The sequence below is a fragment of the Xenorhabdus eapokensis genome, from assembly GCF_001908105.1.
Genome location: NZ_MKGQ01000002.1, coordinates 277654 through 295189, shown reverse-complemented (window position 1 = coordinate 295189; position 17536 = coordinate 277654). Strand labels below are relative to the sequence as shown.

Genomic DNA, 17536 nt, shown 5'->3' with positions numbered 1-17536 from the left:
AAAACCCTCAAGTTTCTTTTATGTGGCAACAATCATCCATTTTGCATCATTTCCAATTCTTGCCAGCGATCAAATGCTTTTTCTAATTCTTGTTCTTTATTTGCCAATTCCTGCAAAACATTTTGCGTAATTTCATGTGATTGATTAAAGAATTCTGGGTCACTGACCTGAGATTGTAATTTATCGATCTCTTCTTCTAATTTCTCTAATAATAAAGGTAGTTGTTCTAATTCTCGCCGTAAATGGTAACTTATCTTATTCGCCCGTTTAGGTGATTCTTTAGATTTTATCGTCTTGTTTTCAGCGCTGGCCTTTTTCTCCGAGGTTTGGCGCAGAGAAACAGTTTGCGCCCGTTGCTGCTGAGCATCGTAATATCCCCCGACATAATTGTTGATTTCACCGTTGCCTTCAAAAATCCAGCATTCAGTGACCGAATTATCAACAAATTGCCGATCATGGCTCACCAAAATCACGGTTCCGCTATAACCATCAACCAATTCTTCAAGTAATTCCAATGTTTCAACATCAAGATCATTGGTGGGTTCATCAAGAATCAATAAGTTGCTTGGTTTCAAGAATAGACGCGCCAGCAACAGGCGATTACGCTCACCACCAGATAACGCTCGTACAGGCGTCATCGCACGTTTGGGATGGAAAAGGAAATCCTGCAAATAACCCAGTACATGGCGGGAACGCCCATTGACCATGACTTCCTGTTTACCTTCAGCGAGGTTATCCATAACCGTCTTATCAGGATCTAATGCTGCACGATGCTGATCAAAGTAAGCCACTTCAAGTTTTGTACCACAATGAATGCGTCCACTGTCTGCTGACAAATCGCCCAACATTAACTTTAATAATGTCGTTTTACCACAGCCGTTTGGTCCCACTAACGCAATTTTGTCACCACGTTGAACTTGCGCCGAGAAATTTTTGACCAATGTTTTATCACCAATCTGGTAATTCACCTTTTCCATTTCAAAGACAATCTTACCGGAACGTGTCGCTTCCTCGATTTGCATTTTCGCTGTTCCCATAACATTGCGGCGTTCAGAACGTTCCATACGTAATGCTTTCAGTGCCCTGACCCGACCTTCATTACGAGTACGCCGTGCTTTGATGCCCTGACGGATCCAAACCTCTTCCTGCGCCAGTTTTTTGTCAAATTCGGCATTCTGCAACTCTTCAACCCGCAGCGCTTCTTCTTTTCCTTCAAGATATTTATCGTAATTTCCCGGCCATGAGACCAGCTTTCCGCGATCCAGATCCACAATACGCGTCGCCATAGTGCGAATAAATGAGCGGTCATGGGAAATGAACACAAGGCTGCCATTGAAATCTTTCAGGAAATTCTCCAACCATTCAATGGTATCAATATCAAGATGGTTGGTTGGCTCATCAAGGAACAGTACCTTTGGCGAGCAAACCAGCGCTCTACCCAATGCTGCCTTACGCAACCAACCACCAGACAGTGAAGAGAGTTTCGCTTCTGCTGGCAAAGAAAGTTGTTTCAACACGTCGTTAATCCGGCTATCCAATAACCAAAGGCCACGGATATCCAGCACTTCCTGCAACTCCGCCAGACGATTGAGATTCTTCTCGCTAGGATCGGTTTCTACCAAACGCGAAGTTTGGTGGAATGCTTTAATGTATTCAGCCTGCTCTTTTACCCCTTCGGCGATAAAATCAAATACTGTGCCTTCGACATCACGGGGAGGATCTTGTTGTAAGCGCGCAACAATCAAATCTTGTTCATAGATAACCGAACCATCATCTAAGGGCTGCTCTTTTGCCAATACGCGCAACAGTGTGGATTTTCCTGCACCATTGCGTCCAACCAGACAGACTCTTTCGTTTTCTTCGATATGCAGTTCAGCATAATCCAACAATGGTGCGTCACTGAATGATAACCAGGCACCGGATAAACTAATCAATGACATAATATTATTTTTCCTCGCCAGCGTGATGCAGCAACCAGCAGTTATGGATCTGACGATTACGGGTGAAATCCTGAGATAGGGTCTTCTCCGTTATCTCGTTTGCAACCAAACCTAGCTTATTCAATTCAGCAAAATCCATTTTAAAACCCCGTTTATTATTGGAGAACATTAAGACGCCTCCCGGACGTAACAGACATTTTAGTTGTTTCATCAATTCGATATGATCACGCTGAACGTCAAACGTGTTTTCCATTCGCTTGGAGTTAGAGAATGTTGGCGGATCGATAAAGATGACATCGAATTGCTCACGGGTCTGAGCTAACCATCCCAAGCAATCAGCCTGAATCAAACGGTGCTGACGCCCGATTAAGCCATTCGCCTGTAAATTTTTCTCTGCCCATTCAAGATAAGTGCGAGACATATCGACCGTGGTTGTCGAACGCGCGCCCCCCAATCCTGCGTGAATTGTTGCCGAACCGGTATAGGCAAATAAGTTAAGGAAGTCCTTACCTCTGCTCATTTCAGCCAATTTTTTGCGGGCAATACGGTGATCAAGGAATAGCCCCGTATCCAGATAATCGGTCAGGTTAACCCAGAATTTCGCACCATATTCGTTGACCAAAAAGAATTCTTTCTTCTCGGCCATCTTTTCATACTGGCTTTTGCCTTTCTGACGTTGACGAGTCTTCAAGATCAGTTGATTGGATGATAAGCCAAGTACATTCATTGTCGCACTGATCACATCAAATAGGCGTTGACGGGCTTTGTTGGCATCGACAGATTTCGGTGGGGAGTATTCCTGCACAACGATTTTATCGGCGTAGCGATCAACAGCAACATTGTATTCAGGTAAATCTGCATCATATAAACGGTAGCAATCAATACCTTGCTGTTTGGCCCACTTGCTGATTTTTTTCTCATTTTTACGCAGACGGTTAGCATAATCCGCGGCAATACCGATATCCAATGACTTAAGTTTATCCGCTGGCTGTGCATTTTTCTGGATGCAATAATTCTTTTGGATACAATCCAGAGGGCCATTTTTGGCCTTAAACTCACGCTCTGCGCGTAATTGCAAACAACTCAACAACTCTGGTGAAGCACTGAACAGTGATAAACGCCAGCCAGGGAAACGAGCTTTGATTACGCGGCCAAATACACTGTGCAACGCAATTAACGCAGGTTCACTTTCAAGGCGTTCTCCATAAGGCGGATTGCTTAATATCGTTCCCTCTGGCCCTTCTGGCAGGGGATTTTCCAGTTTACTGGCATCTCCCTGCTGGAACTGGATCAATTGGGATACCCCAGCCCTGCGCGCATTTGAACGTGCCATATCCATTACACGGCGATCAATATCTATGCCCAAAAAGCGAGAAGTTGTTTCCTGTAACCCCTTACGGAAACGAACCTGTGCTTCTGTAGTCACTTCACGCCAGATTGTCTCATTGAATTGCAACCATGATGTGAATCCCCAATGCTGACGATACAAGCCAGGTGCACAATCTGCCGCCATCATAGCCGCTTCTATTAGCAACGTTCCTGAACCACACATGGGATCAACCATTGGCGTTCCTGCATTCCAACCAGAACGTAAAATAATCGCGGCAGCCAGGTTCTCTTTCAGTGGTGCTTGTCCAGCCAGATCACGATAGCCACGGATATGCAGGCTATCTCCACTCAAATCGAGTGATACGGTTGCTTTCTCTTTATTCAGGAAAACATGGATACGGACATCAGGTTGTTGTTTAGCAACATCAGGACGTTGTTTTATTTTGCGCATGAAACTATCGACAATAGCGTCTTTTACTTTCAATGCGCCATATTGTGTATTTCTAATCTCTTCATTCATGCCGCTGAAATGCACCGAGAACGTGCTATCAACTGAGAAGATCTCGCTCCAGTCAATGGATTGGACACCAAGATACAGATCCAAATCACTGTAAACTTTAAATTCGTTAAGCGGCATCATGATACGGGATGCCAGTCTGCTCCATAGCAAACTCTTATACATCACCCGATCATCGCCCTGAAAATGAACCCCACCCTGGGCGATCTTACAGGATTGCGCTCCCAGAATTTCCAGTTCATTCTTTAACAGTTCTTCCAGTCCACGTGCCGTGCTGGCAAAGAGAGAGTTCATCTTATTAATCATTACAAAAGTTCACCACCAAAAAAATTGTGGCACATTATAGCCAATACCTTCGACATGTCCTAAAGTTGCTGACACAATTAAAGATAAAAACGCTTTGGCAAAGATAAAAATATTCTGGAGATAATGGATGCTAACTCTGTCGCGCCTCTATACCTACCCCGTCAAATCCATGCGTGGATTACAACTCTCTCATGCTCTCGTCAATGAAAGCGGCCTGACGTTTGACCGCAATTTTATGATCACCACAACCGACGGTACTTTTATTACTGCACGCCAATATCCGCAGATGCTGCTATTTACGCCAACGATGCTCCAAAACGGTCTGTATTTACAGGCACCAAACGGAGAAAGCGCCACTGTACTTTACGATGATTTTAAAGAGGAGCGTTTCCCTACCGAAGTTTGGGGAAATCACTTTACCGCGCTAGTCGCTCCTGAGGGGGTGAATAGCTGGCTCAGTGGTTTTTTTGATAAACCGGTACAACTACGTTGGCTCAGTGAAGAACTCACACGACGGGTCAAGAAATTCCCCGATATTTCTTTATCATTTGCTGACGGTTTTCCCTATTTAATTATCAATGAAGCCTCTTTTCACGCCTTGCAACAACGTTGTCCTGCCAGCATTAAAATAGAGCAATTCCGTGCCAATATCATTATCACAGGTGCCGCCCCGTTTGCAGAAGATAGCTGGCAAACCATCCAAATCGGCGATATTGTTTTCGATCTGCCAAAACCGTGCAGTCGCTGTATTTTGACAACAGTCAGTCCGGAAAAAGGCCGCAAAAATCCGCAAAGTGAGCCACTGGCTACACTACAGTCTTTCAGAACAGCTAAAGAAAATGGGGCGGTTGATTTTGGGCAGAATGCCATTGCCCGTAATAGTGGCATTATTCGGGTTGGGGATCGTGTTACCATTTTGGCAAAGAGAACACCACGCGAATATGGTAGCGGTGAACAAGCAGCCGATTTACCGGTAAAGGAAGGTGCTCAACAACCCGTTGCGATTGAATTCAATGGCCAACGCTTTATCGGTAATAATCAGCAAATTATTTTAGAACAACTCGAAGATCAGGGTATTCAAATTCCTTATTCATGTCGTGCTGGAATTTGTGGCTCCTGTAAGATATCTCTGATTAAAGGGGATGTATTGCCATTAAAATCAACGTCCATCAAGAATAATGGAAAAATTCTGGCATGTAGCTGTATACCTCAAAATAATTTAATCATTGAATTAAGATAAACATTAATAATATATAACGATAGCATTTGCATTTAAATCAGGCAGTATAAGTCAGCTAGCTGTCTGATTTTTATTACTGAGTTTTTAAGCAGACAACATATTATGGAAAAAACATGCCATTAATTGACACTATCAATAGCCTTAAATCGCCCTATCATATATCGATGATTGGGTTGGCTCAATATAAGGCATGATGCGATCATTCATGACTTTAATGGGATCACAAAAACTCATTACACGATCGTGCAGTTCTAGCTTTTGCTGTACCAATAGACACAAGCTGGCATTATCACCGACTTCTGCGACCATAAACAGCGCTTCAGTACCGCTATTCTGTACTTTAAGCTGAATAATTTCACCATGTCCTGGTTTTTCTACTAAAGAAAAACGGGAGAAATACCAGCTTTTGGGCATTTGTGGTTTCATAAAACGTAACGCAACCACGCCATTCAAAGCTAATTCAGCCCTAAGTGCAGACGCCATGTTGATACGACGAGAATGTTCTTCAAAGGTATAAAAAAACGCAGCATCATCAACTGAGAATGACACTTCTTTCATTGTAACGGCGTAATCAGTCAACATCTTGGCAGGAAAGCGGGAACGAAAAACCATGCCATTAGCGAGATCGAGCATGACACGGCTGTGCTCAGGATCAAAATACCAGCGCCACTGATCATCAGGTCTAATTTTCATTGATTACCCTTTTATGCTCAAAATAGCTTTTTTGTTAAAATAAGCATTGGCCTGCGAAATAAAAAATTAAAAAATAAATGATAAAATTTAATCTATAGGACAAAATATAGACGAGTTGAGGGCAGAAATAAACCCCTACCCCCAAATTGCAGCAAATATTCAGATATGATTAACAATATCTTTGATGAGTTTTGGTCCTTTATAGATAAAACCGGAATATATCTGAATTAATGAAGCACCTGCTTCTATTTTTTCCCTGGCTGCAACAAGTGAATCAATTCCCCCTACACCAATAATCGGTATTTCGCCTTTTAATTCTTGCGAAAGGCGACGGATAATCTCCGTACTGCGCAATTGCACAGGGCGCCCACTCAATCCTCCTGCCTGCTGACAGTGATTCAAACCTTCGATAATCTTTCTATCCAATGTGGTATTTGTTGCAATAACCCCATCAATATGATGACGCATTAAACTATCAGCAATTTTTATTAATTCTTCTTCTGAAAGATCGGGAGAGATTTTAACAGCAACAGGAACATACTTTTGGAACTTTTGCTGTAGTTCACTTTGCTTCTTTTTAATTGCAGACAAAAGATCATCCAGTGCATCACCGTACTGTAATGTCCTCAAACCAGGAGTATTAGGAGAAGAAATATTGATAGTGATATAACCTGCATAAGGATAAATTTTATCCATGCAAATTAAATAATCATCTTTTCCATTTTCGACCGGAGTATCTTTATTTTTGCCAATATTGATCCCGATAATCCCGTCATATTTTGCGCGCTTAACATTCTCAACCAGATTATCCACTCCAAGGTTATTAAATCCCATCCGGTTGATGATCCCTTCCGCTTCAACCACACGGAATAATCTTGGCTTATCATTTCCAGCTTGCGGACGCGGCGTCACTGTACCAATTTCAACAAACCCAAAGCCCATCGCGCCAAACGCATCAATGCAATCACCATTTTTATCGAGACCAGCGGCTAAACCAAGTGGATTTTTAAAGGACAACCCCATGCAAGTAACGGGTTTAGTGGCAACTGATTGACGGACGAGAAATTCGAAAGGAGTACCAGTGACGCGTTTAAGCTGGCGGAAAGTCAGTTCATGTGCCTGTTCAGGATCAAGCTGAAACAACGCCTTCCGGACTAGAGAGTAATACATTTAAATTAACCTACTGTTCTTTATGATTGTCTTTACGTGAGAATGGTCAGTTATACATTTTGAATTATACGCAATCTCATACATATATAATTGCTGCGCTGTTGTAGCAGGAAGAGAACGCTAATTTACCATTATATGAGTAAACAAAAAAGCCCTCTCTAATAGGCAGGCCAAAACAAGCCGGCAAAAACAAACCCCGTTTAAAATAACAACGGGGTTTGTTAACGAACTTATTTATTAACTTTCAAGTGCTTTGGTGATCTTTTCAAACAGATCACCAGATAAGTTCTCTAATCCTTTTAACTGTTCCAGTGCCGCACGCATCAAAATCTGCCGTTTCTCATCATAACGTTTCAGACGAATCAATGGATCAATCAAATGTGATGCTACTTGCGGATTTAGGCTATTCAGTTCAGTCAGCACTTCCACCAAAAATTGATAACCACTACCATTTTCAGCGTGGAAAGCCACGGCATTTTTGCCAAAGAATATTCTCAACAGTGAGTAAACACGGTTTGGATTGCTCAAACTGAAAGAACGATGTTTCATCAAGCCACGAACTTTATCAAGCACATCGAAGGCGGGATTGGTTGCTTGCAGCCTGAACCATTTATCCATAACCAAACCATCCTGATGCCAGCGCTGATCAAATTCATCCATTAATTGATAACTGCAAGGCAATTCAGCAGATACAGCCGCAGATAAAGCCGCGATACTGTCAGTCATGTTATCAGCGTGATAATATTGTGCCGCCACTAACTTATCTGCCAATTCGGTGCTATCAATAAAGGCCAAATAGTAGAGGCAGGTATTACGCAGGTCACGTTTTGCAATATCCTTATGCTCTATACGGTATGCCCCCGTCTGGAGACTGTGATAAACCGCGGAAAACTCGTCCACCATTTCACTAGCCAGTGCCTTTGTCATGGCACGAATAACATCATGGATAGCTTTCGGATCTACCACCGTAAACAGTTCTGCCATTTCATTTTCAGACGGCAGGGTCAAGATCAATGCCGCCAGAGCCGGATCGATATCTTTATCCAACAATACAGCACGGAAAGCATCAATGACATGCATTGGCAATTCCAGTGGCAAAGATTTTTGGTGACGGACAACATTCAGTTTCACATAGTTGGTTAACAATGTCTGCGCCGCATCCCAACGGGAGAACTCATTACGCGCATGTTTCATTAAGAATGAAAGTTGCTCGTCACTGTAAGGATAATCCAATTTCACTGGTGCAGAAAACTCACGCAGTAAAGAAGGAACAGGCTGTGATGGAACTTCATCAAAGACAAATGATTGCTCTGCATTAATAACATTTAAAACATGATGCACAGGCTGACCATTACGACGCAGCGGAATCACTCTTCCTTGTGTATCATACAGTTCAATATCCAAAGGAATGTGCAACGGTTGTTTCTCTTTCTGATCTGCCGTTGACGGTGTCATTTGACTGACATGCAAAATATATTGTTGTTTTTCGGCATCATATTCGTCACGAACTGTCAGCACTGGTGTCCCTGATTGACTATACCAGCGGCGGAAAAGGGTCAAATCGACGTTGGAAGCATCTTCCATCGCCTGAACAAAATCATCACAGGTCGCCGCGCTACCATCATGACGGTGGATATAAAGCTGCATACCCGCCTGAAATTGTTCTTCACCTAATAAAGTGTGGATCATCCGAATCACTTCCGCGCCTTTTTCATAGACGGTCAACGTATAGAAGTTATTCATTTCCATCACTTGATCAGGACGGATAGGATGAGCCATAGGGCCAGCATCTTCGGCAAATTGTGCAGAACGCATAACACGTACGTTCTTGATACGGTTAACCGAACGGGAACCTAGATCAGAACTGAATTCCTGATCACGGAATACTGTCAGCCCCTCTTTCAGGCTTAACTGGAACCAGTCACGACAGGTAATGCGGTTTCCGGTCCAGTTATGGAAATATTCATGTCCGATCACAGCTTCAATAGCAAGATAGTCTTCGTCAGTCGCTGTTTCTGTTTTTGCCAGAACATATTTGGAATTAAAGACATTCAATCCTTTGTTTTCCATCGCCCCCATATTGAAGAAATCAACGGCGACGATCATATAAATATCAAGGTCATACTCCAAACCAAAGCGAGTTTCATCCCATTTCATTGAGTTTTTCAACGATGTCATGGCCCAGTCAGCCCGATCCAAGTTGCCCCGATCAACAAATAATTCCAGTGCAACCTCACGGCCACTGCGGGTCACAAACGTGTCACGCAGGACATCAAAATCCCCCGCAACCAATGCGAACAAGTAAGCCGGTTTTGGGAACGGATCCTGCCATTTTACCCAATGACGCCCATCTTCCAGCTCTCCTTGTTCAATACGGTTACCATTGGAAAGCAGAAACGGATATTTGGATTTATCCGCAGTAATACGAGTAGTAAAGCAAGCCAGAACATCTGGACGATCCAAATAATAAGTGATGTGACGGAATCCCTCTGCCTCACACTGGGTACACAAGGCATCGCCAGACACATACAGTCCCTCAAGGGCTGTATTGGTTGCTGGGTTGATTTCATTCACAATTTTCAGGGTAAACTGGGCTGGAATTTGTTCAATCAGCAACTTTCCATCCTGTTCCTGATAATGCTCCCACGCTTTATCATCTATATAGATGCCTTTTAACGTGAGATTTTCTCCATCCAAAACCAATGGGGTAATGTCATTAGCCTGACGTTTTACCTGACTGATTGCCGTCACCGTTGTTTTTTCAGCATTCAACTCAAAATCGAGATCAATATTGGTAATTGTGTAATCTGGTGCTTTATAGTCCAGACGGTGTTTAACGAGTCGCTGTTGTATCATAGGGAACCTTTTCCATTATTTTTAAAAACCTAAACGCTGCCATAGAGAAATCTTCCTTTCAATCAATAAGTCTCTTTTTTTGGATGTTAATAACTTATTAAATAAAAGTATAAATGATGTGGTCAGCATATTAGTACTTTCGTGCTAATTGTCATCTCATATCTCATTTAACATGATATTATCTATAAACGGATTAACCTTAATCTTTAGATTCGGGAAAATATATGTCGCTATATAGCTTCAATAACCCAATAGTCACGGTATACTTTCCCGACTTTATCGATTTAGCTGACACGAATATGCTCCGCGAGGATGCCTGACGCGCCATGACTTTAGACGCTACCCCGATTATCAAATCACTGCTTGATACTGATGCCTATAAGTTTCACATGCAACAAGCAGTGTACCACCATTACAACAATATTCCTGTTGTTGCCGAATTTCGTTGCCGTGGTGATGAACGGCTCGGAGAATACGCCGAGCCATTACGTCATCAAATTGACATGATGGCAGACTTAGCATTGACAGAACGCGAAGTTGATTATCTTTCTCGCCTCCCGTTCTTTAAAGAGGATTACCTGAACTGGTGTAAAACGTTTCGTTTTAATCCTAAACAAGTCGAAATTTCTGTTACCCATGAAGGGCAATTAGCCATTCGCATTTCCGGTTTATGGCACGAAGTTATCTTGTGGGAAGTGCCCTTACTTGCCCTAATCAGTGAATTGGTTCATCGTCATCGCTCACCTGAAATAACACCTGAAAGCGCCGTTATTCAGTTGAGAAAACTGATTGAGCTGTTTTACAAAGACGCCGCGGAAAAAAATATCGATCTATCCGGTTTTAAATTAATGGATTTTGGTACGCGCCGTCGTTTTTCACACGCCGTGCAATATGCCATTATCAATGAGTTAAAAAATAGCTTCCCTTATTTTATTGGAACCAGTAATTATCAACTGGCGGAACAGCTTGATCTCCCTCCCCTCGGCACACAAGCCCATGAATGGTTTCAGGCTCACCAACAAATTAGCCCGGAACTTGCCAATAGCCAGAGAGCAGCGCTGCAAACCTGGCTGAATGAGTATCCAAACCAGTTAGGCATCGCCCTGACTGACTGCATCACAATGGATGCTTTTCTGCGAGATTTTGACAAACCATTAGCAACTGCCTACCGGGGCTTGCGCCATGACTCAGGTGATCCTATTGAATGGGGTGAAAAAGCGATAGCCCATTACCAATCACTGGGTATCGTTCCAATGACGAAAACATTGGTGTTCTCTGACAGTTTGGATCTGCAAAAAGCACTGGCACTGTATCACCATTTCCACAAGAGAATTAATGTTGTTTTCGGCATTGGTACACGACTGACCTGTAATATTCCGGGCATAAAACCCCTGAATATTGTTATCAAACTTGTCGAATGCAATGGTAAACCCGTGGCAAAACTGTCGGATAGCCCCGGGAAAACCATTTGTGAAGATGATGAGTTTGTCAATAGGTTACGTCGGGCATTCGACATTCCTGATATAGAGAAAGTGGTATAGAAAAAACGGCATAACAGGCTAATTATCTTTTGCGTAACCGGCTTCATGTTGGTTACGCAAATAAAAACACAACTTTTCCCCCTGTTTCCTCATTAAGACCCGCAATTTCCTCTTGTTTCCTGAGAGATGACAAGTAAGATAGGCGATCTGCTCCTGAATTCAGGAGTATTTGGTAAATCTATCTAGTTATTAATCCACTATATAAAAAAGAGAGAAATTTATGAGCGTAGCGCCTGTAGTCGATGTACTGCAAGGCCGGGTTCCGGTTGGCAACGAAGTCACCGTTCGCGGTTGGATACGTACAAGGAGAGATTCTAAAGCTGGTATCTCGTTCCTCGCCGTCTATGACGGTTCCTGCTTTAATCCATTACAGGCCGTCGTTAATAATAATTTACCTAATTATCAGGATGAAATATTACATTTAACCACGGGCTGTTCTGTCGAAATCACCGGTACAGTGGTGGAATCGCAAGGTAAAGGACAGGATTTTGAATTGCAGGCCACTAAAGTCGTTGTTGTTGGCATGGTTGATGATCCGGATACTTACCCAATGGCGGCCAAACGCCACAGTATTGAATACCTGCGTGAAGTGGCCCATCTTCGCCCACGCACCAATTTGATCGGCGCAGTTGCCCGTGTTCGTCATACACTGGCCCAAGCCCTGCATCGTTTTTTCCATGAAAAAGGCTTCTTCTGGGTATCCTCTCCACTGATTACCGCATCAGATACAGAAGGTGCTGGTGAAATGTTCCGCGTTTCCACTTTGGATCTGCAAAACTTGCCACGCACAGATAAGGGCGAAGTGGATTTCAGTCAGGACTTTTTCGGCCGTGAAGCTTTCCTTACTGTCTCCGGCCAGTTGAACGGTGAAGCCTATGCTTGTGCATTGAGCAAAATCTATACCTTCGGGCCCACTTTCCGCGCAGAAAATTCCAATACCAGCCGCCACTTGGCAGAGTTTTGGATGGTTGAGCCAGAAGTGGCATTTGCCGATCTGAATGATATCGCCAAACTCTCAGAAGAAATGCTGAAATATGTTTTCAAAGCTGCATTAGAAGAGCGTGCTGATGATCTGGCTTTCTTTGCAGAACGCGTTGATAGTGAAGTTATCACTCGTCTGGAAAAATTCGTTGATTCAGATTTCGTTCAGTTGGATTACACCGATGCAATAGAAATTCTGGAAAATTGTGGCCAGCAATTTGAAAACCCTGTTTTCTGGGGTGTGGATTTGGCATCGGAGCATGAGCGTTATCTGGCAGAGCAACATTTTATGGCGCCAGTGATCATGAAAAACTATCCAAAAGACATCAAAGCTTTCTATATGCGCATGAACGAAGATGGCAAAACCGTTGCGGCAATGGATGTATTGGCTCCAGGCATCGGTGAAATTATCGGTGGTTCCCAGCGTGAGGAGCGTCTGGATATGCTGGATCAGCGTATGGAAGAAATGGGACTGAATAAAGAAGATTACTGGTGGTATCGTGATCTGCGTCGTTACGGCACCGTCCCTCATGCCGGTTTCGGTTTAGGCTTTGAGCGTTTGGTCGCTTATGTTACTGGCGTATCCAACGTTCGTGACGTTATTCCATTCCCACGGACACCAAGAAATGCAAGTTTCTAATGAATTAGCTCAATAAACGAGCCAAAAATCAATCCAATGAAAAGCCAACAAAAGTTGGCTTTTTTTATTTTATAGCGAAAAGCACACTAAAAAAGTTCCCTGATATTTACATTTTGAAACATCTATTTTCACTTTGTTACTGATTCTGTGCTTTTGTAGCATTTTGAGGGTAGATAAAATTCATTTCCAATGGAAAACTGGTCGCCGACTAATAAGACACTCGAGACCCACAAATAGTTCCAAAATTTTTTAGTGTTCTATTTCTGGCAGTGGCAGGTGTCTAGATAACACCAATGAGGGTAATAATAATGAAACGCAATATTCTTGCAGTGGTAATTCCAGCTCTGCTGGCTGCTGGTACAGCAAACGCGGCTGAAATTTTTAACAAAGATGGCAATAAACTGGATCTGTACGGTAAAGTAGACGTTCGTCACCAGATCGCTGACGAAAGAAGCGGCGAAGATGGCGACAATTCTTATGCGCGTATCGGCATCAAAGGCGAAACCCAGATCTCTGACCAACTGACTGGCTTTGGTCGTTGGGAATACAACCTGAAGGCTAAGGGTACAGAAGCTGATGGTGCAGATACTGCTACTCGTCTGGCTTTCGCTGGTTTGAAATTTGCTAACTACGGTTCACTGGATTACGGCCGTAACTACGGCGTAAACTATGACATCAACGCATGGACTGACGTACTGCCAATCTTCGGTGGCGATTCCATGGCTCACACTGATAACTACATGACTGGCCGTGCTACTGGCCTGTTGACTTACCGCAACACTGATTTCTTCGGTCTGGTTGACGGTCTGAACTTTGCCCTGCAATACCAAGGTCAAAACAGCGAGCGTACTAAAAATAAACGTAGTGGCGCTACAGCAAATGGCGATGGCTACGGTCTGGCAACTACTTATAAAGTAGGTTACGGTATCACTGTTGGTGCTTCTTACGCTAATTCTACTCGTGCAAATGGTCAGTGGAATGATGGATATGCTAAAGGCGAACGTGCTGAAGCATGGAACATCGGTGCTAAATACGATGCTTACAACGTATACCTGGCAGCAATGTACGGCGAAACCCGTAATATGACCCCAGGTTCAGCATTGTTTGATGGTAAGAAAGTGGAAGGTATCGCTAACAAAACTCAGAACTTTGAAGTGGTTGCACAATACCTGTTCTCTGATTTTGGCCTGAAACCATCTCTGGCTTACGTTCAATCTAAAGGTAAAGAACTGGGTGAAGGTGAAAAACGCTACAGCGCTGATCTGGTTAAATATGTTTCTGTAGGTACTTACTACTACTTTAACAAAAACCTGTCTACCTATGTTGATTACAAAATCAACCTGTTGGACAAAAACGAAGGGGGCGATGCAAACGCTCGCAACGTATTCGGTGTTGGCCTGACTTATCAGTTCTAATTACTGCTGATAAACTGTTTAACGAAAAGTTAAACACATTTATCTCAGAAAAAGCAGCGCTTCGGCGCTGCTTTTTACGTTTTATTTCTTTGTTTTTTCAGGTTCTTTTTTTCACTCCGTAAACTACTTCACAAGATTTTATTCTTTTTGCTACAAGTGGTTGGCAAATGGATTCCTTAAGGTTACCCTGAGCGACGTATCACTTATTTTGGGCTTAACTCTCCGAGTCTTGGAATCAAAAAAATGTTTGAAAAAATCACAGCAGCGCCTGCCGACCCGATTCTTGGTTTAGCGGATAGCTTTAAAGCAGATCCCCGTGAAAATAAAATTAACCTGGGTATCGGAGTCTACAAAGACGAAACAGGTAAAACCCCTGTTCTGACTACCGTTAAAAAAGCAGAGAAGTTCCTGCTGGAAAACGAAACTACCAAAAACTATCTGGCAATTAGTGGATTACCTGAATTTGGCCGTGTTACTCAGGAACTGCTTTTCGGCAAAACCAGCCCTATCGTCACTGACAAACGTGCCCGTACGGTACAAAGCCCAGGCGGAACCGGCGCACTGCGCATTGCCGCTGACTTTATCGCTAAACAGACTGATGCAAAGCGTGTCTGGATCAGCAACCCAACCTGGCCAAACCATAAAGGCGTTTTCTCCAGCGCGGGTTTAGAGATCCGCGAATACAATTATTACGATGCAGAAAATCACGCCCTGAATTTCGATGGGATGCTGGCAAGTTTGTCTGAAGCGCAAGCCGGTGATGTTGTTCTGCTGCATGGCTGCTGCCATAACCCAACAGGTATCGATCCAACTGCTGAACAGTGGCAGAAGCTGGCAGACTTATCTGCTGCAAATGGCTGGTTGCCAGTATTCGACTTTGCTTACCAGGGTTTTGCTAAGGGATTGGATGAAGATGCCGAAGGTCTGCGTATTTTTACCAGAAACCACAATGAGTTAATCGTTGCCAGCTCTTATTCCAAAAACTTTGGTTTGTACAATGAACGTGTTGGCGCTTGCACTATCGTTGCAACGGACAGCGATACCGCAGAAAAAGCATTCAGCCAGGCAAAATCTATTGTGCGTACCAACTACTCCAACCCACCAGCACACGGTGCTTCCGTTGTTACCACCATTTTGTCCAATGATGACTTGAAAGCCGAATGGGTTCAGGAATTGGCAACCATGCGCGAACGCATTCAGCGTATGCGCCAACTATTTGTAAACACCTTGCAAGAAAAAGGGGCGCAGCAAGACTTTAGCTTTATTAGCGCCCAGAATGGTATGTTCTCATTCAGTGGATTATCTAAAGAACAAGTCGATCGCCTGCGTGAAGAGTATGGTATTTACGCGGTCAGCTCTGGCCGTATCAACGTAGCGGGTCTGACACTGGAGAATATGGTTCCTCTGTGTGAAGCTATCGTTGCAGTACTCTAGTCTCATCTGAATTTCCCAAAAGCCGCTGACAAAGCGGCTTTTATCTTCTTTACCCGAACATCTATTTAAGGCAAGAAAAATGTTTGCGATTAATCCTGTAAGAACGGATTGGTTTTCCGTTCATGTCCTAATGTTGACATTGGACCATGACCAGGTATGAATTGATACTCGTCCCCCAATGGCAATACCTTTTCCTTAATAGATTGAATCAATACATCATAATTTCCGCCCGGAAAATCAGTGCGACCAATACTCCCCTTAAACAACACATCTCCCATTGAAACGATTTTATCGGTGTGGTTAGTCAGGATAATATGCCCTGGTGTATGCCCCGGACAATGTAAAACGGATAGCTCGATACTGCCAATTTTCAGTGTATCGCCTTCATCCAACCAACGATCTGGCGTAAAAGAGGGACATGGCTCAACACCAAACATTTGGCATTGGATCTCCAAACCTTCTATCCAAAATGCATCTCCCTTATGTGGCCCGTAAACAGGCACATCAAAATGCTTCGCGACTTCGACAGTAGCCCCTACATGATCATAGTGACCATGCGTCAGCAAAATTTGGGTGAGTTTCAACCCACGACGCTCTATCTCAGCGATAAGTTGTTCAGCATTACCACCAGGATCAACAATCGCCGCTTCCTGAGTTTCTTCACACCAAATCAATGTGCAATTTTGCATCGCCATCGTAACGGGGATAATGTGGTATTTCATTACACTATTTCACTCCACAATCAAGACTTATTGTTGGTAATAAGATTACCACGTCCTGACCGGACCTGTATCAATATGAATAAAATTACTCTTTGGATAAAATCCTACTCCCCCTGCCCGCATTTTTAGTGCCGCCTTACGAATATGTGCGAGCTGGACACCATCAATGTGGAAATCCATTGCTTTCCCACGGGTATGGTAACTATGTTTTGCCACTCCACCACTGGCATGGCGCAACATATTATTTGTCGCCTGAGAACGATAGCCTGAAATTAATTGGACAGGCTTATTTATTCCCATCATCATTTGTAATAAATAAATTTGATCGAATAATTTCGGGTCAATGGTTTTAACCTTATTTTGACGAAAATCGCGGAATAAATAATTCAGTCGAGATAATTCAGACTTATTATATCGATGACCATCAAAAAATTCTGCTTTGAGTTTTTCTCCGGTATGCAGGTTATCAAAACGTAAAATTCGCGGACGTGGCGTTGTCAACGCCGCCAAAGCTGATTGAGGTAATAAACTAAAACCCAATGCAGCCAAACTTATACCGAGCCACTTTCGGCGATTATGATCAATGTTATTCATGGATAATATGCCCTGCTATTCTTTAATATGTTAATTATCTAAACACATTAATAATTTGCTCTAACCGAGTAATAAGACATCAAAAAATAAAAGATAGTTTCAATCATTTTGTATGTTACTGTAAATTCATCGTCTTATTATTGTGATCTATCTAACAT

Annotated in this window: 12 protein-coding genes; 5 read left to right on the top strand and 7 right to left on the bottom strand. The window is 43.1% G+C overall.

The features are described 5' to 3' along the window. Nucleotides 1–32 precede the first annotated feature (32 nt). Nucleotides 33–1940, bottom strand: a complete 1908-nt coding sequence (locus Xedl_RS02835; RefSeq protein ID WP_074022537.1) for an ABC transporter ATP-binding protein — start codon at nt 1938–1940, stop codon at nt 33–35. A gap of 4 nt (nt 1941–1944) precedes the next feature. Further along, the gene (gene rlmKL, locus Xedl_RS02830; RefSeq protein WP_074022589.1) at nt 1945–4080 is read right to left on the bottom strand and encodes a bifunctional 23S rRNA (guanine(2069)-N(7))-methyltransferase RlmK/23S rRNA (guanine(2445)-N(2))-methyltransferase RlmL; all 2136 of its coding nucleotides are present in this window, start codon (nt 4078–4080) and stop codon (nt 1945–1947) included. 139 nt (nt 4081–4219) lie between these two features. Here rlmKL and Xedl_RS02825 point away from each other — a divergent pair, with 139 nt between their 5' ends. Then, nucleotides 4220–5332: a YcbX family protein gene (locus Xedl_RS02825; protein WP_074022536.1), complete on the top strand. Its 1113-nt coding sequence runs from the start codon at nt 4220–4222 to the stop codon at nt 5330–5332. Nucleotides 5333–5473: 141 nt separating this feature from the next. Here the strand turns inward: Xedl_RS02825 and Xedl_RS02820 are convergent, their stop codons facing one another. From Xedl_RS02820 to pepN, 3 genes are all read right to left on the bottom strand, one after another. Continuing rightward, complete coding sequence (locus Xedl_RS02820) at nt 5474–6025, bottom strand: cell division protein ZapC (RefSeq protein ID WP_074022535.1); 552 nt, start codon at nt 6023–6025, stop codon at nt 5474–5476. A gap of 159 nt (nt 6026–6184) precedes the next feature. Next, nucleotides 6185–7195 carry a quinone-dependent dihydroorotate dehydrogenase gene (pyrD, locus tag Xedl_RS02815; RefSeq protein ID WP_074022534.1) on the bottom strand — a complete coding sequence of 337 codons (1011 nt, stop codon included), beginning with the start codon at nt 7193–7195 and terminating at the stop codon, nt 6185–6187. 237 nt (nt 7196–7432) lie between these two features. Then, on the bottom strand, nt 7433–10051 hold the full coding sequence (gene pepN, locus Xedl_RS02810; protein ID WP_074022533.1) for an aminopeptidase N: 2619 nt from the start codon (nt 10049–10051) through the stop codon (nt 7433–7435). A 326-nt stretch (nt 10052–10377) separates the two neighbouring features. Here pepN and pncB point away from each other — a divergent pair, with 326 nt between their 5' ends. From pncB to Xedl_RS02790, 4 genes are all read left to right on the top strand, one after another. Continuing rightward, complete coding sequence (pncB, locus tag Xedl_RS02805) at nt 10378–11592, top strand: nicotinate phosphoribosyltransferase (RefSeq protein ID WP_074022532.1); 1215 nt, start codon at nt 10378–10380, stop codon at nt 11590–11592. 220 nt (nt 11593–11812) lie between these two features. Further along, entirely contained in the window at nt 11813–13213 is a 1401-nt protein-coding gene (asnS, locus tag Xedl_RS02800; RefSeq protein ID WP_074022531.1) for an asparagine--tRNA ligase, read from the top strand. Nucleotides 13214–13521: 308 nt separating this feature from the next. After that, nucleotides 13522–14628 carry a porin gene (locus Xedl_RS02795; RefSeq protein WP_083600259.1) on the top strand — a complete coding sequence of 369 codons (1107 nt, stop codon included), beginning with the start codon at nt 13522–13524 and terminating at the stop codon, nt 14626–14628. Between the two features lie 243 nt (nt 14629–14871). Further along, nucleotides 14872–16062 carry an amino acid aminotransferase gene (locus tag Xedl_RS02790; protein ID WP_074022530.1) on the top strand — a complete coding sequence of 397 codons (1191 nt, stop codon included), beginning with the start codon at nt 14872–14874 and terminating at the stop codon, nt 16060–16062. 89 nt (nt 16063–16151) lie between these two features. Here Xedl_RS02790 and Xedl_RS02785 read toward each other — a convergent pair whose 3' ends face one another. Then, the gene (locus tag Xedl_RS02785; RefSeq protein ID WP_074022529.1) at nt 16152–16784 is read right to left on the bottom strand and encodes an MBL fold metallo-hydrolase; all 633 of its coding nucleotides are present in this window, start codon (nt 16782–16784) and stop codon (nt 16152–16154) included. Between the two features lie 45 nt (nt 16785–16829). Further along, entirely contained in the window at nt 16830–17378 is a 549-nt protein-coding gene (gene mepK / locus Xedl_RS02780) for a peptidoglycan L,D-endopeptidase MepK (RefSeq protein ID WP_074022528.1), read from the bottom strand. Nucleotides 17379–17536: the final 158 nt, after the last annotated feature.